Source organism: Arthrobacter sp. YD2 (genome assembly GCF_030410475.1).
Taxonomy (GTDB): domain Bacteria; phylum Actinomycetota; class Actinomycetes; order Actinomycetales; family Micrococcaceae; genus Arthrobacter_B; species Arthrobacter_B zhangbolii.
Window position 1 is genome coordinate 516584 of sequence record NZ_JAUHHB010000002.1, and the last position, 18221, is coordinate 534804.

General features: G+C 65.2%; 14 protein-coding genes. 7 read left to right on the forward strand and 7 right to left on the reverse strand.

Annotation, left to right across the window (positions count from 1 at the left end; genetic code table 11):
• Nucleotides 1-122 precede the first annotated feature (122 nt).
• From QWJ37_RS09010 to QWJ37_RS09030, 5 genes are all read left to right on the forward strand, one after another.
• Complete coding sequence (locus QWJ37_RS09010) at nt 123-1436, forward strand: extracellular solute-binding protein (protein ID WP_227927837.1); 1314 nt, start codon at nt 123-125, stop codon at nt 1434-1436.
• 56 nt (nt 1437-1492) lie between these two features.
• On the forward strand, nt 1493-2488 hold the full coding sequence (locus QWJ37_RS09015; protein WP_227901943.1) for a sugar ABC transporter permease: 996 nt from the start codon (nt 1493-1495) through the stop codon (nt 2486-2488).
• Between the two features lie 62 nt (nt 2489-2550).
• A complete protein-coding gene (locus QWJ37_RS09020; protein ID WP_227901986.1) occupies nt 2551-3390 on the forward strand; it encodes a carbohydrate ABC transporter permease in 840 nt (279 codons plus the stop codon).
• A complete protein-coding gene (locus QWJ37_RS09025) occupies nt 3390-4826 on the forward strand; it encodes a GH1 family beta-glucosidase (RefSeq protein ID WP_290245086.1) in 1437 nt (478 codons plus the stop codon). The genes QWJ37_RS09020 and QWJ37_RS09025 overlap by 1 nt, the downstream gene beginning before the upstream one ends.
• Nucleotides 4827-4881: 55 nt before the next feature.
• Nucleotides 4882-5904 (forward strand): LacI family DNA-binding transcriptional regulator, encoded by a 1023-nt coding sequence (locus QWJ37_RS09030; RefSeq protein ID WP_290245087.1) that lies wholly within the window; start codon nt 4882-4884, stop codon nt 5902-5904.
• 89 nt (nt 5905-5993) lie between these two features.
• Here QWJ37_RS09030 and rpsA read toward each other — a convergent pair whose 3' ends face one another.
• From rpsA to polA, 3 genes are all read right to left on the reverse strand, one after another.
• Nucleotides 5994-7466, reverse strand: coding sequence for a 30S ribosomal protein S1 (gene rpsA, locus QWJ37_RS09035; RefSeq protein ID WP_227901950.1), 1473 nt, complete (start codon nt 7464-7466; stop codon nt 5994-5996).
• A gap of 277 nt (nt 7467-7743) precedes the next feature.
• Nucleotides 7744-9069: a GNAT family N-acetyltransferase gene (locus QWJ37_RS09040; protein ID WP_290245088.1), complete on the reverse strand. Its 1326-nt coding sequence runs from the start codon at nt 9067-9069 to the stop codon at nt 7744-7746.
• Between the two features lie 95 nt (nt 9070-9164).
• Nucleotides 9165-11801 (reverse strand): DNA polymerase I, encoded by a 2637-nt coding sequence (gene polA, locus QWJ37_RS09045; protein WP_290245292.1) that lies wholly within the window; start codon nt 11799-11801, stop codon nt 9165-9167.
• Between the two features lie 211 nt (nt 11802-12012).
• Between polA and QWJ37_RS09050 the strand changes: the two genes are divergently transcribed.
• Nucleotides 12013-12501 carry a hotdog fold thioesterase gene (locus QWJ37_RS09050; protein WP_227901953.1) on the forward strand — a complete coding sequence of 163 codons (489 nt, stop codon included), beginning with the start codon at nt 12013-12015 and terminating at the stop codon, nt 12499-12501.
• Here the strand turns inward: QWJ37_RS09050 and QWJ37_RS09055 are convergent.
• Nucleotides 12498-12998 carry a dihydrofolate reductase family protein gene (locus tag QWJ37_RS09055; RefSeq protein WP_227927842.1) on the reverse strand — a complete coding sequence of 167 codons (501 nt, stop codon included), beginning with the start codon at nt 12996-12998 and terminating at the stop codon, nt 12498-12500. The two genes, QWJ37_RS09050 and QWJ37_RS09055, sit on opposite strands and share 4 nt — an antisense overlap.
• Before the next feature lie 301 nt (nt 12999-13299).
• Here QWJ37_RS09055 and QWJ37_RS09060 point away from each other — a divergent pair, with 301 nt between their 5' ends.
• Nucleotides 13300-14385: an alkene reductase gene (locus QWJ37_RS09060; RefSeq protein ID WP_290245293.1), complete on the forward strand. Its 1086-nt coding sequence runs from the start codon at nt 13300-13302 to the stop codon at nt 14383-14385.
• A 93-nt stretch (nt 14386-14478) separates the two neighbouring features.
• Here the strand turns inward: QWJ37_RS09060 and QWJ37_RS09065 are convergent, their stop codons facing one another.
• From QWJ37_RS09065 to QWJ37_RS09075, 3 genes are all read right to left on the reverse strand, one after another.
• A complete protein-coding gene (locus tag QWJ37_RS09065) occupies nt 14479-14715 on the reverse strand; it encodes a hypothetical protein (protein WP_227901988.1) in 237 nt (78 codons plus the stop codon).
• Nucleotides 14716-14717: 2 nt separating this feature from the next.
• On the reverse strand, nt 14718-15989 hold the full coding sequence (locus tag QWJ37_RS09070; RefSeq protein ID WP_279326958.1) for an inorganic phosphate transporter: 1272 nt from the start codon (nt 15987-15989) through the stop codon (nt 14718-14720).
• Between the two features lie 226 nt (nt 15990-16215).
• A complete protein-coding gene (locus QWJ37_RS09075) occupies nt 16216-18219 on the reverse strand; it encodes an MFS transporter (protein WP_290245089.1) in 2004 nt (667 codons plus the stop codon).
• Nucleotides 18220-18221 lie beyond the last annotated feature (2 nt).

Consider the following 18221-nt stretch of genomic DNA (forward strand, 5'->3'; position numbering starts at 1 on the left):
CGGACCGGCTCTCTTTTGTATCCAGCTTCAGTCCCGCCCCCGGCGGATCAGGCCCGGTTGCTGTCCCGGCACGGTCCAAACAGTTATCACCACCGGCTAGACCCACACACAAAGGAGTGACCGTGAAGAACTTTAAGCACCGGGCAGGGGCAGTGGCAGGCGCCGCAGCCCTCGCATTGCTCGCCGCCGGCTGTGGCGGCGGAGACAGCCAGGCCGGCACCGCGGAGGATCCCCTGGAAATCTCCATCACCACCTTCGGCACCTTCGGCTACGACGATCTCTACGCCGAGTACGAAGAAGCGAACCCGGGCATCAAGATCCGGCACAACAACATCGACCGCGGAGCCAACGCGCAGACTGACCTCTTCACGAAACTGGCCGCCGGCTCCGGCGTCAGCGACGTCGTCGCCATTGAAGAAGGCTGGCTCGGCGCCGTCATGGAGGTCTCCGACGAATTCGTGGACCTGAATGACTACGGCGCCGAGGACATCAAGGACAACTGGGTCGACTGGAAATACCAGCAGGGCACCGACGCGGAGGGCCGCGTTATCGGTTACGGCACGGACATCGGGCCGCAGGGCCTGTGCTACAACGGAAAGCTCTTCGAAGCCGCCGGCCTGCCCAGCGACCGCGAGGCAGTGGCGGAACTCTTCGGCGGGGATGACGCCACCTGGGACCGCTACTTCGAACTGGGCAACGAATACCACGAGAAGACCGGGCTGGGCTGGTATGACCAGTCAGGATTTGTCTGGAACTCCATGGTGAACCAGATGGAAGAGGGCTACTACACTGCCGACGGCGACCTGAACATTGAGGACAACGCCGCCATGAAGGAACAGTTCATGCAGCTCGCTGCCGGAACCGAGGCCGGCCTGTCCGGCAACGAGAAGAAGTGGGACTGGGGCAAGGGCCGCGCCTTCACCGACGGTTCCTTCGCCACCTTCGTGTGCCCGGGCTGGATGCTCGGCACCATTCAGGAACAGCTGGAATCTGCCGGCGGTGCCGAAGACTCCGGCTGGGACTTCGCCGATGTGTTCCCCGGTGGGGCATCCAACTGGGGCGGCGCCTTCCTCTCCGTATCGGAAGAGTCCGAGCACAAGGAGGAAGCAGCAAAGCTGGCCGCCTGGCTCACCGCCCCGGAACAGCAGGTCAAGCAGTCCGCAGCGGCCAACAACTTCCCCAGCACCCTGGAAGCACAGCAACAGCTCGCCGAGGATGCAACGCCCAATAAGGTCTTCAACGACGCTCCTACCGGGGCGATCCTCGCCTCCCGCGCAGAGGGCGTAAAGGCGCAGTTCAAGGGTCCGGATGACTCGGTGATCCAGGAGAAGGTCTTCGGAGCCGCTCTGACGCAGCTTGATGCGGGCAGCCTGGACGGCGAAGGTGCCTGGAACGAGGCGATCAAACTGCTGAACGAGCAGGTCGAACAGGACTAGCTCCCCGTCGGGGCCTCCGGGAAACCGGGGGCCCCTCATGGACTGTGAGAATCGAAATGACCGTAACCCTCAAGCCGTCCGCGCCCCCGGCGCCGGCGCACAAGCCCAAACCCTCTTTCCGGCAGCGCCTTAACGTCTGGGATTTCAAGGCGTCGCCGTACCTCTACATCTCCCCGTTCTTTCTCCTTTTCGCGCTGGTGGGCCTTTTTCCGCTCATCTACACGTTCTACGTGTCCCTCTACGACTGGCACCTGCTGAAGGGCCAGGGCGAGTTTGTCGGACTGGGCAATTTTGCCAATGTGCTCGCGGACCGCTTCTTCTGGAACTCGCTCTTCAACACCATGAGCATCTTCCTGCTTTCAGCCATTCCGCAGCTGGCCGGCGCCCTGCTGATTGCCGCCGTGCTGGACCAGAACATCCGGGCCAAAACCTTCTGGCGCATGAGTGTCCTGGTCCCCTACGTGGTCACCCCCGTGGCCGTGGCGCTGATCTTCACGAATATGTTCGGTGAAGACTACGGACTCATCAACAGCATCCTGGGGAACTTCGGAATTGATCCCATCATGTGGCGGACCGAGACCTTCCCCAGCCATGTGGCCGTGGCCAGCATGGTCAACTGGCGCTGGACCGGGTACAACGCCCTGATCCTGCTCGCCGCCATGCAGTCAGTGCCGCGGGAAATCTACGAATCCGCAGCCCTGGACGGCGCCGGTGCCTTCCGGCGCTTCTTCAGCATCACCCTGCCGAGCATCCGGCCCACCATGATTTTCGTGGTGATCACCTCCACCATCGGCGGACTGCAGATCTTCACCGAACCGCGACTCCTGGACCCGACGGAAGCCGGCGGCTCCCAGCGGCAGTTCCAGACAACGGTTCTGTACCTCTGGGAAATGGGGTTCCAGCGCAAGGACTTCGGCGAGGCCTCTGCCATCGCGTGGCTGCTGTTCCTCCTGATCATCGTTGTCGGGATCATCAACCTGGCCCTGTCCAGGCGGATAGCCTCCGGCGGCCCGTCCCGCGGCCGCACCGCCGTGAAAGGGAAGAAAAAGTGAGTGTCATAGAGCGCAAGGCCGCGCCCGGACGGGAATCGGCACCGCCCCGCAGAGGGCCGAGTCTGCGAAACCGGGCCTTCGGAAACGGGCTTCGCCCCGGGTTCCTGACGTACGGTCTGCTGCTGGCTTTCTTTATCGGTTCCGCCTACCCGCTGTGGTGGTCGGCGATAGTGGGCAGCCGGTCCAACGAGGCACTGGGCCTGACCTATCCCCCGCTGCTGCCGGGCGGCAACTTCTGGACCAACGTCGGCGAGGTGATGGACACCATCCCGTTCTGGACCGCACTGTGGAACAGCGTCCTGATCTCCAGCATCATCACGGTGTCAGTCGTCATCTTCTCCACGCTGGCGGGCTATGCCTTCGCCAAACTGCGGTTCCGCGGCAACGGGGTGCTGATGGTTGCGGTGGTGGCCACCATGGCCATACCCACCCAGCTGGGCATCATCCCGCTGTTCATGGTGATGCGGACCCTCGGGTGGACGGGCGAAATCGGCGCGGTGATCGTACCGACGCTCGTGACGGCATTTGGTGTCTTCTTTATGCGCCAGTACCTGGTGGACGTGATCCCGGACGAGCTGATCGAGTCCGCCCGCATGGACGGGGCCAACATGATCCGGACGTTCTGGCATGTGGCCCTGCCCGCCGCCAGGCCGGCTATGGCCATTCTCAGCCTGTTCACCTTTATGTCGGCCTGGACTGACTTCCTTTGGCCGCTGCTGGTGCTCGACGCCGGAAACCCGACCCTCCAGACGGCACTCAGCCAGCTTCAATCCTCCCGGTACGTGGACTACTCGGTGGTCCTGACCGGCGCAGTGCTGGCCACCATCCCCCTGCTTGTGCTCTTTGTGCTTGCAGGCAAACAACTTATATCCGGAATTATGCAGGGAGCAGTGAAGGGCTAATGACAAACAACACCCCGGAATGGAACAACTTCCCGGCCGGCTTCATCTGGGGCTCCGCGACGGCGGCTGCCCAGGTTGAGGGCGCCGCCGCCGAGGACGGGAAGGAAGAGTCCGTGTGGGATGCCTTCGCGGCCGTCCCCGGCAACGTCCGGAACGGCGACACCCCCGCGGTGGCCGTGGACCATTATCACCGGATGCCCCAGGATGTGGCGCTGATGAAGGACCTGGGACTGGACTCCTACCGGTTCTCCACCAGCTGGGCACGGGTGCGGCCAGGCGGCCGGGACCTCAACCGGAAGGGCCTGGACTTCTACTCCCGCCTCGTTGATGAACTCCTTGAAGCCGGCATCCTCCCCTGGCTAACCCTGTACCACTGGGACCTTCCGCAGGCACTGGAGGAGGCAGGCGGCTGGACAAACCGGGACACCGCGTTCCGGTTCGTGGAGTACGCCCGGGACGTCTATTCGGCCCTGGGCGACAGGGTGGCCCACTGGACGACCTTCAACGAGCCCTTCTGCTCCTCGCTGCTCGGCTATGGTTCGGGCGCACACGCGCCCGGCCGGCAGGACCCCCGCGCAGCAATTGCCGCCGTCCATCACCAGCATCTCGCCCATGGCATGGCAGTCACCGAGCTGCGCGGACTTGGAGCCAGGGAACTGGGCATCACCCTCAACCTGAGCAACTCGATCCCCCGCGACGCGGCGGACCCGGTGGATGTGGAGGCCGCCCGGTTGTTCGATTCCCTGCAGAACCGGATTTTCCTGGACCCGATCCTCCGCGGCGCCTATCCGGAGGACTCGCTCCGCGACCTCGAACCGTACGGCCTGCACGAACTTATCCTGCCCGGTGACATGGAAACCATTGGGGCGCCTATCGATTTCCTGGGCGTCAACCACTATCACGATGACCAGATCAGCGGGCATCCGGACACCTCCGGCTCAGATGGGCACGGCGGCGGTTCCGGACGGCCCACGGCCTCACCATGGATCGGGGCGGAGCACATCACCTTCCCCAGCCGCGGCCTGCCCCGCACGGGGATGGACTGGGAGGTGAACCCCGGCGGCTTGCGCACGCTGCTGCTGCGGCTGGGCGAGGAGTATCCGCAGCTGCCGCCGCTCTACATCACGGAGAACGGGGCTGCCTACGACGACGAGGTGCTCGAAGACGGGAGCGTCCCGGACACCGAACGCACCCGGTTCATCCTCGACCACATCCGGGCGGTCTCGGAGGCCATCTCTGCGGGAGCCGATGTCAGGGGCTACTTTGTGTGGTCCCTGCTGGATAATTTCGAATGGTCCTGGGGATACAGCAAGCGTTTCGGCATTGTGCGGGTGGATTACGAAACGCAGGAACGGACGGTGAAGGACAGCGGCCATGCCTACCGGCAGCTCATCGCCGCGGGCAGGAGCACGGCCGCGGCGGCCTCAGCGGTGTGAGGTCCCGTAAGCTGGGCATCGGCCGAATGTCCCGGCCCCGGTCCCGAGGGAGAACATGGTGAACGCTGAGCCCGGCCAGGTCCGTCCTGCCCCGACTCTGGAAATGGTCGCGGCCCTGGCCGGGGTGTCCCGGGCAACGGTGTCCCGGGTAGTCAACGGCGCATCGTCCGTTGATCCGGGACTCACCGCCTCGGTGCAGAAGGCCGTGCAGGCCCTGAACTATGTACCCAACCGGGCGGCGCGGACACTGGCGAGCCGGCGTACTTTCACGGTCACCCTCCTGGTCCCGGAATCCACCTCGAAGGTCTTTGCGGATCCGTTCTTCGCCGCCGTCGTTGAGGGCGTTGCGCGGTACCTGAACACCACTGAGTACATGCTCAACATGGTGACGTCCTCGGAATCGAATCCGGAGAAAACCCGGCGCTACCTGTTGGGCGGCAACGTGGACGGCGTCCTGGTGGTCTCCCACCATACCGGCGACCACTCCTGGGCCCATCTGGACGGTTCCCTGCCCCTGGTCTTCGCCGGGCGGCCGCTCCTGAACTCCGCGGATGCGTACTTCGTGGAGGTCGACAACGAAAAGGGAGCCGCCACAGGCACCGCCCGGCTGACCGGATCGGGACGGACAAACATCGCCACCATCGCCGGTCCGCAGGACATGCACCCGGGCGTGGACCGTCTCGCGGGCTGGCGGGGCGAGGTTCTCCGCGCCGGGCTGACAGACGCGCTGGTGGAAATCGGCGACTTCACGGTCGCCTCCGGTGCGGCAGCCATGCAGCGGCTGCTGGACCGCGGGGCACCCCTGGACGGCGTGTTCGCCGCCAACGACCAGATGGCCGCCGGCGCGTATTCGGTCATCAGGGAGCGCGGCCTGCGCATCCCCGAGGACATCGCCGTCGTCGGTTTCGACGACGACTATTACGCCACCAGTCTCACACCGGCGCTGACTACTATCCACCATCCGATCTCCCTGCTGGGCGAGAAGATGGCCGAGGTACTGGTGGACCTCATCGAGGGCCGGCCGGCTGAGCGGATCACTCGCCTGCCGACCTCGCTTGTGGAGCGGGAATCGGCTTAAGGGCAAACCAAAAAGCGGACCCCCACTTCCGTGGGGGTCCGCTTTTATGTGGTTACTGCAACCGGGTCGCCGAGGCGACTAAACCGGAATTAGTTGCCCGTGAGCTTCTCGCGCAGTGCAGCCAGTGCTTCGTCGGAAGCCAGCGTGCCGGCACCCGTCTCAGCAACAGCCGGCTCGGAGGAGTAGCTGGTGGTACCGGAATCGTTGGATTCCGATGCAGCTGCAACATCCTCGGAGTTGTGCTGAGCAACCTGCTTCTTGTGGGCTTCCCAACGGGCCTGGGCGTCAGCGTACTGCTGCTCCCAAGCGGCACGCTGGGTCTCGTAACCTTCGAGCCATTCGTTGGACTCGGGGTCGAAGCCCTCCGGGTACTTGTAGTTGCCGGCTTCGTCGTACTCTGCGGCCATGCCGTACAGAGCCGGATCGAACTCGGTGCCCTCGGGATCGACACCCTCGTTGGCCTGCTTGAGGGACAGCGAGATGCGGCGACGCTCGAGATCGATGTCGATGACCTTGACGAACAGTTCGTCGCCAACGGAGACAACCTGCTCGGCGAGCTCCACGTGGCGGACAGCCAGCTCGGAGATGTGGACCAGGCCTTCGATGCCGTCTTCGACGCGAACGAACGCACCGAACGGAACCAGCTTGGTGACCTTACCCGGAACAACCTGGCCGAGGGCGTGGGTGCGGGCGAAGGTCTGCCACGGATCTTCCTGCGTAGCCTTCAGCGACAGGGAGACACGCTCGCGGTCGAGGTCAACTTCCAGAACCTCAACGGTGACTTCCTGGCCAACTTCGACAACCTCGGAGGGGTGGTCGATGTGCTTCCAGGACAGCTCGGAGACGTGAACCAGGCCATCTACGCCGCCAAGGTCCACGAATGCACCGAAGTTGACGATGGAGGACACAACGCCGGGACGAACCTGGCCCTTTTCCAGCTTGTTGAGGAACGTGGAACGAACCTCGGACTGGGTCTGCTCGAGCCATGCACGGCGGGACAGAACAACGTTGTTGCGGTTCTTGTCCAGCTCGATGATCTTGGCTTCGATCTGCTGGCCGATGTACGGAGCCAGGTCGCGGACACGACGCATCTCCACGAGGGATGCCGGCAGGAAGCCGCGCAGCCCGATGTCGAGGATAAGACCACCCTTGACAACCTCGATGACGGTACCGGTAACGACGCCGTCTTCTTCCTTGACCTTCTCGATGTCGCCCCAGGCACGCTCGTACTGTGCGCGCTTCTTGGAGAGGATCAGACGGCCTTCTTTGTCTTCCTTGGTGAGCACCAGGGCTTCGACCTGATCGCCAACGGAGACAACGTCTCCGGGATCAACGTCGTGCTTGATGGAAAGCTCGCGGGAAGGAATGACACCCTCGGTCTTGTAACCGATGTCGAGCAGGACCTCGTCGCGGTCGACCTTGACAACGGTGCCTTCGACGAGATCGCCGTCGTTGAAGTACTTGATCGTTGCGTCAATCGCGGCGAGGAAGTCCTCGGCAGTACCGATGTCGTTGATGGCGACCTGCGGGGTACCGGACTTCTCGTTGGTGGTGATGGTCATGTAGTTGGGACTCCGATGTGGAAGTTGTTTTGTATTCCGGGCTGGTTTCCACTTAACCGGCAGCAGGCCTAGCGGCCGCCGCAAGCAAGATACTTGCCCAAGTGCAGGCCCTAGGCACGAAAACGCCTCTGACACACAGCTTGTTTGCCCGGAGATGGACAGGATGGGTAATAACTCGCGCTATTACGCGCCCGATCAGTCTAGCCGGACGCGCCAACGCAGGTCAAAGGGAGACGGTCATCCGGAGCCCGAAAAAATCACGCGGGCACTCAGGTGGTCAGAAATGGGTACTGCAGTACGGTGCCGGGCCGGCGCTGAACATCCCGTCCAATACGGCCAGGGCCTCCGGTGTACCGCGCACCGCGCCTGCTGCGGCAAGGGTACGGGCGGTGACATCACCAAGATACAGGGATCCGAGCGCGGAGATGTCCACGGTGGCCTGCGGTGCCTGCGCTGCCGTTCCGGGAGCGATCGCCCGGACCGTCCCGGCACCGCCCCTGACCTCAAGAAGCCAGGTGCCGGCGGCGAAGCCCAGGGGGTCGCTGACATCCAGGGACACCGTACCGTCCCCGAAGTACCCGCGGGCTTCCAGCGCGGCCCTGGTATCCAGGATCCGCAGCCAGAGCACGTCCTCCACCTCGGTGACCTTGTAACGCCGCCGGTCCGCGAGCATCCACGGCAGCGGATCCGCGACAGGGGCAGCACCAAAGGTCAGCCGGTCCACCAGGTCAATGGACCCGAGATATCGCCAGAGCTCGCGGTAGGCCTCATCGCTGGCGGCCACCAGGTCAGTGACCTTCATGGTGTGGGGTTCGTTCCGCCATCCCAGCGACTTAAAGGCGGCATAACCGTCCGGGACGCCGTCCGCGGTGTACCTGATCACGCCCCGCAGCGCCTTGTCCGGTTGCGTGGTCCCGTCACTCCATGCTCCGGAGGCACGCAAGGCGTAGCTGTGCTGCCTGCCCAGGGCACCGAAGGTCCGTTCCAGGTGCGCCCGGAAGATTTCCGGGGCGAGGGCCTGCAGCTTTCCGCCGTCAGCCACTGCAATGCTGCCTTCCGGCGGCGCGCTGACCTCCAGTCCCCCGCGGGTATCCAGCTGGACGGTGGCGGTGGAGCTGGCGGCACCGAAACCGAACCGTCCGTAAATGGTGGCTTCGGAGGCGGTTAGCGCGGCCAGCGCCAGGCCGGACTCCTTCGCACGGGCAAGGTCGCCGGTGATGAGCCGGCGCAGGATGCCCCGCCGCCGGTGGGTGGGCCGGACGGTCACCATGGTGATCAGATGGGCTGCGAGCAGGTCGGCTCCACCCACATTCAGTCGGTTCACCATAGTGGCGTAGGTAGCCACCGGCACCGCCGGGTCCCAGGCATATTCAGGCGCGGCGTCGTCATAGACGCCGGTCAGGATCCGGCGGTCCCGCTGGTAGGCATCCACCATGGCCGCCACGTCCGACGACGTCTGGCGCTCCTTATGGAACCCCAGGTTCACCGCGTCAACCCAGTTCAGCGTCCGTGTGTCGGCGGACTCGGGATTTGCGGCGTCGTACCCGGCGGGAAACGAGACGAACCGCAGTCCATCGGCACTCCGGCTATCTGACTCGGTCATTCCTGCCCCCGTAGCTCGCATTGTTTCCTGCAGCCTAGAACATCCGGCCGCCCGTTGCAGGCGGCCGGATGCCGGAGCGTACCGGGAAAGGCGGGTCAGTGCCCTGCTTCGTGCCAGCTGATGCCCTGGCCCACGGAGACGTCCAGCGGCACCGAGAGGTCAGCGGCGGCGCCCATCTGCGCCCGGACCAGCTTCTCAACCGCATCCCGCTCGCCGGGAGCGACTTCGAGCACCAGTTCGTCATGGACCTGCAGCAGCATCCGGGACTTCAGGCCCTGCGCCTTGATTTCGGTGTCCACGCCGAGCATGGCCTTCTTGATGATGTCCGCTGCCGAGCCCTGGATGGGGGCATTCAGAGCGGCCCGCTCGGCCATTTCGCGCAGCTGGCGGTTGTCGCTGGAAAGATCCGGCAGGTACCGGCGGCGGCCCTCGATGGTGGAGGTGAAGCCGTCCTTCCGGGCCTGCTCGACGACGCCGCGCAGGTAGTCACGCACGGCACCGAAACGTTCGAAGTAGTCACGGATCAGGGTGCGGGCCTCGTCCACCGGGATGGCCAGCTGCTTCGAGAGGCCGAAGGAGCTCAGGCCGTAGACCAGGCCGTAGGACATGGCCTTGACCTTGGAGCGCATGGCACTGGTGACTTCTTCGGGCGCCACGTTGAACACATGCGAACCGACGAAGCGGTGCAGGTCCTCACCGGCACGGAAGGCCGAGATCAGCCCTTCGTCGCCGGAGAGGTGCGCCATGATGCGCATTTCAATCTGCGAGTAGTCGGCCGTCAGGAGTTCCTCGTACCCTTCGCCCACCACGAACACCTCACGGATCCGGCGACCTTCCTCGGAGCGGATGGGGATGTTCTGCAGGTTCGGGTTGACCGAGGACAGCCGGCCGGTGGCTGCCACTGTTTGTGCGTATGTGGTGTGGATGCGGCCGTCGTCGGCTACGGACTTCCGCAGCCCTTCGACGGTGGAGCGCAGCTTGGAGGCGTCGCGGAAGGCCAGCAGCTGCTCCAGGAACGGATGCCCGGTCTTCACAATGAGGTCTGTCAGCGCATCGGCGTCCGTGGAGTAGCCGGTCTTGATTTTCTTTGTCTTCGGCAGGCCGAGTTCGTCGAAGAGGATGGCCTGCAGCTGCTTCGGGGAGCCGAGGTTGATTTCCTTGCCGATGATCCGGAAGGCTTCCTCGCTGGCGTGGGTGATGGTGGCGCTGAAGTCATCGAGCAGCCGGTCCAGCTTCTCTCCGGAGACCGCGATGCCTGCAAGTTCCATTTCGGCCAGGACTTCCGAGAGCGGCAGCTCCAGCCCGCCCAGCAGCTGGTTCGCGCCGCGCTCCACCAGCTGACCGGCAAAATGCTCGCTCAGGCGCAGGGCGGCAAAGGCCTTGGACACAGCGGGGGTGGCGGCGTCCTCGTCACCCAGGGACAGCTCGAGCTGGTTGCTGCCTGCCGCCGCCGGCACAATGTTCATGCGCAGGTGGTACTGGGCCAGGTCCGCGAGGTCATAACTACGGCGGTCCGGCTGGATGAGGTACCCGGAGATGGCAGTGTCATCCACCTCGCCGGCCAGGTGCAGGCCGCGGGCGGACAGCGCCTTGTAGGCTTCCTTGAAATCGTGCACCACCTTCGGAGCGTCCAGATCAGCGAGCCAGGCAGCGAGCACCTGCTCCGCGTCGGCGTCGAGCTCGGTCAGCGGCACATAGGCGGCGGAGGCGTCCGTTACCAGGGCGATGCCAACGACGTCGCGGGACGCGGCGGTTCCTTCAGTCACCAGCTGGACGGCGGTCCGGGCCTGGTTGGTGGCACGCAGCCAGGCCTCCAGCGCGGCGGCATCGGTGATGATGCTGTGGGCCGGGGCAGCGACTTCGGCGTGTTCGGGGCCGGCGGCTCCTTCTTCCTCGCCGTAGACGTCAAAGAGCCGCTTGCGCAGCGCGTTGAACTGCAGGGCATCGAAGAGTTCCTCGATGGCTTCCCGGTCCGGACGCTGGGCGGCCATGGCGTCCAGGTCCACCGGGAGGTCAAGGTCCCGCAGCAGCCGGTTGAGCCTGCGGTTACGCTTGACGTCCTCAATATTGGCGCGCAGCGAATCCCCCACTTTGCCCTTGATGGCGTCCAGGTTCTCCAGGATGCCTTCGAGCCCGCCGTAGAGCTTGATCCACTTTGCAGCCGTCTTGGGCCCTACGCCCGGAACTCCGGGAAGGTTGTCGGCGCTCTCGCCTACGAGCGCGGCCAAGTCGGAGTATTTGTCCGGCGGAACCAGGTATTTCGCCTCGACTGCGGCGGCGTCCATCCGGGGCAGGTCCGAGACGCCCTTCTTGGGGTAGAAAACCGTAACGTGGTCATCCACCAGCTGGAACGCATCGCGGTCACCGGAGACCACCATGACATCCCAGTTGCGGTCCGAGGCCTTGGCGGCCAGGGTGGCAAGAATGTCATCGGCTTCATAGCCGTCCATGGACAGGGTGGGGATGCGCATGGCTTCCATGACCTTGATGATCAGGTCCACCTGCCCGTGGAACTCCTCGGGCGTCTTGTTCCGTCCGCCTTTGTACTCGGTGTACTCCTCGGAACGGAACGTGGGGGTATCCAGGTCGAAGGCCACAGCCACGTGCGTGGGCTTCTCTTCCTTGATCAGGTTGATCAGCATGGAGGTGAATCCATAGACGGCGTTGGTGTGCTGGCCGGTGTCCGTGGAGAAATTCTCTGCCGGCAGGGCGTAGAAAGCCCGGAAGGCCATGGAATGGCCGTCAATAACCAGGAGCCGGTTATGGCCGCCGGCGTTGACGCTGCCCAGGGAAGCCGGTGCAGCGGCGGCAGTTCCGTCGGCGCTCACCGTGCCGGTTCCGGTGCCGCTCCCGCCGGGAGTTTCGAGGCTTGCGCTGTTGCTGTCTTCAAGGGGTTTTGCGGCCAGTTTGGTAGATTCACTCACAAATGCAAGCCTAGTTGCCATGAGCGAGATTTTCACGCCGGGCCAGGCCGGCTCCGAGGCGGACACGAACCCGTACAAGCGCGACCTGATCGAGGCCGGCATTCCGGAGGAAATGCATGAGTGGCTCTCCTCGCACGGCCCCGGCCGCCTGGTGGTGAAACTGGGCATCCGCTTCCTGGAGATGTCACCGGACCGGCTTGTGGCCACCATGCCGGTGGAGGGCAACGAGCAGGTGGCCGGAATCCTGCACGGGGGCGCCCACCTGGTCCTGGCGGAAACCCTCGGTTCCTTCGGCGCCGGCATGCACGCCGGACCGGGCAGGCACGCCGTGGGCATTGAGATTGGTGCCACGCATCACCGTTCGGTTTCCTCAGGTCTGGTGACCGGAACCGCCACCGCCGTGCACCTTGGCAATACCCTTACCACCCACGAAGTGGTCATGACCGATGAACAGGGCCGCCGGCTCTCCACCGCACGGATCACCAACATGATCCGCGAAACCCGCTAGCCGAACCCGTAGCTAAGCAGGACACTGCCGTCGGCGGACGGCCGCGCAGCCAGCAGCCGTGCGGACCGGCCGGCTGCCGACGGCAGGACCGGTTGTCCCGCGCCCAGCACTACCGGATGAAGTGTCAGGCGCAGCTCATCCAGCAGTCCGTGCCGGAGGTACTGCCCCGCCAGATCCGCTCCGCGCAGCCAGATGTCCCCGCCGTCGGCTGATGCCGCGATGTCGGCTGCAAACTCCGCCACCGGTCCCCGGACAAACATGATGTCCGCCCCTTCAACGCCGGGAAACTCATGGTGCGTGTAGACCCAGACAGGGGCCGGCGGACAGTCCCAGGCTCCCGTTCCCTCCTCTTCCACCTGCCTGCGGAGCCGCGCGTAGGTGCCTGCCCCCATAACGACGGCGCCTGCCGGAGCGGGCACCTCGCTGCCTAAGGGCTCCAGTCCGGCGGCATCAAATCCGTCCAGCGAAGCTGACGCGTAATACACGGCCCGGCTCATGGGCCCATGCTAGCCAGCGCGGGTTCCGCGGGAAACGGTGTTCCCTGGAAACGGTGTTGCCGCGAAACAGTGTTCCCGAGAAAAGGGCGGCGATAGACAGCTGCCCGGAAACAGGTGCGCGGCCGGATGCCCCCGGGTCCCGGGCGGCGGGCGGCGGGCGTCGGGCGGAGCCCGAGAGGAATAGACCCGCGGGGCTCGGGGTTGTCCGCCTATGGAGTGAACCTGCCGCTGCCGGCGTCCCACGGGGGCGCGGACGGCGGCGATCTACAGGAAGAGTTACTTAGTGAATTTGTTTTCCCCCATGACCGCGGGCAGCCTGAAGCTGTCCAACCGCCTGGTAATGGCACCGCTGACGCGTCAGCGTGCCGGACGGGAAGGTATCCCAGGCCCCCTGATGGTGGAGCACTACCGTCAGCGTGCGTCCCTGGGGCTGATTGTCAGTGAAGGGACCTACCCCTCCCGCGAAGGGCAGGGGTTCCCGGGCCAGCCCGGCCTGGTTGATGCTGAGCAGCTGGACGGATGGCGGAAGGTTACCGACGCCGTACACGAAGCCGGCGGCAGCATTGTGGCACAGGTGATGCATGCAGGCCGGGTGACCCACACCAACACCACGGGCGGACTGGAACTGGTGGCGCCGAGCGCCATCGCAGTGGACGGGCTTTCCCACACCTATGACGGCAAGCAGCAGTATCCCGTGCCGCGCGCATTGGAAACCGAAGAACTGGCCAGGGTCATCGATGACTTCGTCCGTGCCTCACGGGACGCGGTGGATGCCGGGTTCGACGGCGTGGAGCTGCACGGTGCCAACGGCTACCTGCTGCACGAGTTCCTCTCCCCCACAGCCAACCTGCGGATGGACGGCTACGGTGGCAGCCCGGAAAACCGCGCGCGCTTTGTCATCGAAACCGTGCGCGCCGTCGCTGCGGAGATCGGTGCCGACAGGGTTGGCCTGCGGCTTTCCCCCGAACACAACGTCCAGGGCGCGCTCGAGACGGACCCGGCCGATGTGCTGGCCACCCACGGCGCACTGGTGGATGCCATTGCCCCGCTGGGCCTTGCCTACCTCAGCCTCCTGCACCGGAACCCCGCCGGTGAGCTGGTGCAGACCCTGCGCAGCCGTTTCGGCGGGCCGGTATTCCTGAACTCCGGCTTCGGCGTCATCACTACCCGGGACGAGGCCGTGGCGATGCTGGCCGACGGCCTGGCGGACGCCGTCGTTGTGGGACGCCCTGCCATCGCCAACCCGGACCTCGCCCGGCGCTGGGAGGAAGACCTGCCGCTGAACACTCCGGACGCCACCACGTTCTACTCCTTCGGCGCCGAGGGCTACACGGATTACCCGTTCTACGTTCCGGAGCACGCCGCGGAAAGCGCCGTTCGGAACTGACGGCGCTCCTCCCCCGGACAACGGAAAAGGCCTGCAGGATCATCACGATCCTGCAGGCCTTTTTGCCTGTTCTGTGCAGCGTAAGCCGCGCAGTTAGCCGTGCAGCGCCGGAACGATCAGGTAGATGCCGTACAGAACTGCTGCGCCGCTGAGGGCAAAGCAGGCAAAAGCGCCGGCTTTGGCCAGGGCAGGACGGGTTCTTGCGGGGGTGCCGGTGTCCTCATCGAGGGAGACCGCGTAGAGACGGACCCCGAAGGAGTAGATACCCACAACCGTCAGCGCGGCGAGGAGGGTGACCCCGAAAACCGTGAGGTAATCCAGCCAGTGGATGTTCATTTGGAACCTTCCTTGAGCTTGCCGGCAGCCTTGCCGCCGCCCTTGCTTCCGGTATTGCCCTGGCCGCTCCTGGCGCCCTGGTTCTTCCCGCGGGACTTGCCCCTGCTCTTCTTGATCCTGACCACCTCACCGGCACTCTCAATGTTGGTGACGGCGTTGTCGTGACCAACCCGGTTGCGGCGGGACCAGAGGAAAATACCGAGGATGACGGCAGTGCCGACGACGGCGTCCACCACCACGCCGACCATGCCCAGCTGGGCGATCATTGCGGTAACGGCGCCCATGGCGGCGGCAGCCGGGAGGGTGAGCAGCCAGCCGCTGCCGACCCGGCCGGCGGTACGCCAGCGCACCTCGGCACCCTTGCGGCCCAGGCCGGACCCGATGACCGAGCCGGAGGCTACCTGCGTGGTGGACAGCGCGAAGCCCAGGTGGGAGGAGGCCAGGATGGCGGCCGCGGTGCTTGTTTCAGCGGCGAATCCCTGTGCCGGCTTCACTTCGGTGAGTCCGGTTCCCATGGTGCGGATGATGCGCCAGCCACCTGCGTAGGTACCGGCGGCAATGGCGACGGCGCAGGCGGTTACCACCCAGAACTCCGGGCCGGTGCCGGCCGTCTGGAGTCCGCCGGCAATCAGGACGAGGGTGATCACGCCCATGGTCTTCTGCGCGTCGTTGGTGCCGTGAGCCAGGGCCACCAGGGAGGACGAGAAAATCTGGGCGTACCGGAAGCCGCCGCGCCGGCGCGGGAGTTTGCTCCCGGAATCCGGATCATGCCGCCGGGTGATGCGGTAGGCGAGCTTGGTGGCCAGGTAGGCGACGAAACCGGCGATCAGGGGGGCGATCAGCGCTGGCAGGATCACCTTGGACATCAGAACCGAGAAATCCACGGCGCCGAAGCCGGCACCCACCACGGCGGCGCCGATGAGGCCGCCGAACAGGGCGTGGGAGGAGCTGCTGGGCAGACCTTTCAGCCACGTGATCAGGTTCCAGATCACCGCTCCCATCAGGCCCGCGAAAATCATGACGGGGGTAATCTGTATGCCCCCGTCGCCTTCGCGGATCAGGCCGCCGGAAATGGTTTTGGCTACTTCGGTGGAGAGGAAGGCGCCGACCAGGTTCAGCACTGCGGCCAGGGCCACGGCGGTTTTCGGCTTGATAGCACCGGTGGCGATGGGGGTGGCCATCGCATTGGCGGTGTCATGGAAACCATTGGTGAAATCGAAGAACAGTGCTAGCGCGATCACCAGCGCGACCATAAGGGTGAGGTCCACCACATACCTAACTAAAGACAGTTTGAAGGAATCCGCGCTGCGGGTACTGCCTCGGCACGTTGTTTCCGCCGGGGCCCGCTTCGCGCCTGAATGATCGTATGCGCTTGGGTGGGCGGGTACCAAAGCCGGGGATGTGCGCTTGGTCTCCTCCGGGACCGTGCACCGCGGATCAGGCGGAGACCGGGTGGTGCAGGGAGGGGCTTCCGGGCCGGAGGAAGCATTGCCCTCATATCTGTATTCCGGTCCGGTTCCCGCGGCTGCCGTCCAGCTCGATGTCGACGACGCTGTTGGCCAGGGGGAAGGACAGCCGCCTGCTGTGGGTGGTGGACCCGTCCGGCTCAATGACACTGAGGATGTAAACACCGGATCCCGGCAGCGGCAGCTCATAGTTCCCGCCGTCATCCGACCGGGTGGAAATGGAGGCCTCTCCTCCCGGCCGCAGCAGGATCAGCAGGGCCGCCGGGACGGCACGTCCTTCCTGCCGCACGGTGCCGGAGAGGGTCCGGCGGTTCCGGAAGCGGACGTCGTGTTCCTGCTGGACGCCGGGGAAGGCCAGCACCTCGGTGACCGGCTGCCAGGCAGACTGTGTGGCCACCACTGCGTAGTGGCCATCGCCCGGAAGCACCACGCTGTACCGGCCGGCATCGTCTGCACGGGCCCAATCCACCCGGTTTCCCGCGGCATCCAGGGCGGTCACCGTTCCGCCGGGCACCGGACCGCTGTCGGAGAGCATCCTGCCGCGGAGCATGATCTCCTGCTTTTCATCCGCCGGTTTCGGCTGTTCCTGCCCCGGGGCGGGATGCAGCTGCGGATGGGTTGCCTCGCGCCGCTGTGAACGGGGCACCAGGCAGGAGACCCCCGTGGCCAGGAGCGCCGCCAGTCCGGCGAAGACGAAGATGGTGCGGAAGGCATCCAGACCGGGGTAGACCGTACCGTCCACGCGCAGGGTCAGTGACGTGAGTATGGTGGCTACGGCGGCACTGCACGTGGATGTTCCAACCGAGCGCAGCAGCGTGTTGACGCCGTTGGCGGCGGCGGTGTCCGTCAGCGGCACGTTGCTCATAATGATGGTCGGCATGGCGGCCATGGCCATGGCCGTACCCACCGATACGATCACTGCCCCGATGATGATCTGGGTGACGGAATGAACAAGGAGCACTCTGGAGGCGTAGCCTGCGGCCATCACGGCGCAGCCGGAGACCAGGGTGGTCCTGGCTCCGAAGGCGTTGGTCAGCCGGGCGGAGACAGGGGCCGCCGCCACCATCGCGAGCCCTGATGGAATCATGGTCAGTCCGGCCACCAGCACGCTCAGGCCGAACCCGAAACCCGTGACCGGTGAGAGCTGCAGCTGCTGGGTGGTGACCAGCATGTTGGCGTACATCGAGAACCCGACCAGTACGGCTGCGGCGTTGGTGAGCAGGACCGGCCGCCTGGCAGAGGTACGCAGGTCCACCAGAGGCGCTCCGCTGCGCAGCTCGGCCGGAAACCAGAGGGCAAAAAAGACGGCGGTTGCGGTAAAGAGGCCGATGATCGGGTAGCTTGTCCAGCCCCACACGCCGCCCTTGCTGATGGCCAGCAGCAGGGCGGTCATTCCGGCTGAAAGCAGCAGGGCCCCGGTGTAGTCGAAGCGGCCGGGGGTCCGCACGTCGGACTCGGGGACGAAAACAAAAACGCCCAGCATAAGGACGGCGGCAATCACGCCGACCACCCAGAAAGTGGCTTCCCAGCCCAGCCGCTCATAGATCAGCCCGGACAGCGGCAGACCCAAAGCGCTGCCAATGCCGAAGCTCGCGCTCATCATGGAGACCGCGCCGGCGATTTTCTTTTGTGGAAGCGCGTCGCGCAGGATGCTGATGCCCACCGGGATTACGGCTCCGGCAAAGCCCTGGAGGCCCCGGCCGATCAGGGCCCAGGTGAACGTACCGCCGAGAGATGCGGCAAAGGCGCCGGCGACCATCATGGCCATGGCGAGCAGCAGCATTCGACGCTTGCCGAACATGTCCGCCAGGCGCGAGACGATGGGCGTTGCCACCGCGGCGCAGAGGAGCGTTACGGTGACCATCCAGGACACGTCATCGCTGGTTACCCCGAAAATGCGGGGGTACTCCGGCAGAAGCGGAACCACTGCCGTCTTTTCCAGCGAGACGACAATGCCGCCGCATGCCAGCGTCGCAATGACCAGCCAGTCCGGGTAGACCCGTTTACGCCGTGCCACCGGTGGCGTGCTCATAC

Coding starts and splice junctions, on each gene's coding strand:
- QWJ37_RS09025 (WP_290245086.1), top strand. CDS start 3,390: ATGACAAACAACACCCCGGAATGGAACAACTTCCCGGCCGGCTTCATC.
- polA (WP_290245292.1), bottom strand. CDS start 11,801: ATGGCCTTCCGGGCTTTCTACGCCCTGCCGGCAGAGAATTTCTCCACG.
- QWJ37_RS09050 (WP_227901953.1), top strand. CDS start 12,013: ATGAGCGAGATTTTCACGCCGGGCCAGGCCGGCTCCGAGGCGGACACG.
- QWJ37_RS09055 (WP_227927842.1), bottom strand. CDS start 12,998: ATGAGCCGGGCCGTGTATTACGCGTCAGCTTCGCTGGACGGATTTGAT.
- QWJ37_RS09015 (WP_227901943.1), top strand. CDS start 1,493: ATGACCGTAACCCTCAAGCCGTCCGCGCCCCCGGCGCCGGCGCACAAG.
- rpsA (WP_227901950.1), bottom strand. CDS start 7,466: ATGACCATCACCACCAACGAGAAGTCCGGTACCCCGCAGGTCGCCATC.
- QWJ37_RS09075 (WP_290245089.1), bottom strand. CDS start 18,219: ATGAGCACGCCACCGGTGGCACGGCGTAAACGGGTCTACCCGGACTGG.
- QWJ37_RS09040 (WP_290245088.1), bottom strand. CDS start 9,069: ATGACCGAGTCAGATAGCCGGAGTGCCGATGGACTGCGGTTCGTCTCG.
- QWJ37_RS09030 (WP_290245087.1), top strand. CDS start 4,882: ATGGTGAACGCTGAGCCCGGCCAGGTCCGTCCTGCCCCGACTCTGGAA.
- QWJ37_RS09060 (WP_290245293.1), top strand. CDS start 13,300: ATGACCGCGGGCAGCCTGAAGCTGTCCAACCGCCTGGTAATGGCACCG.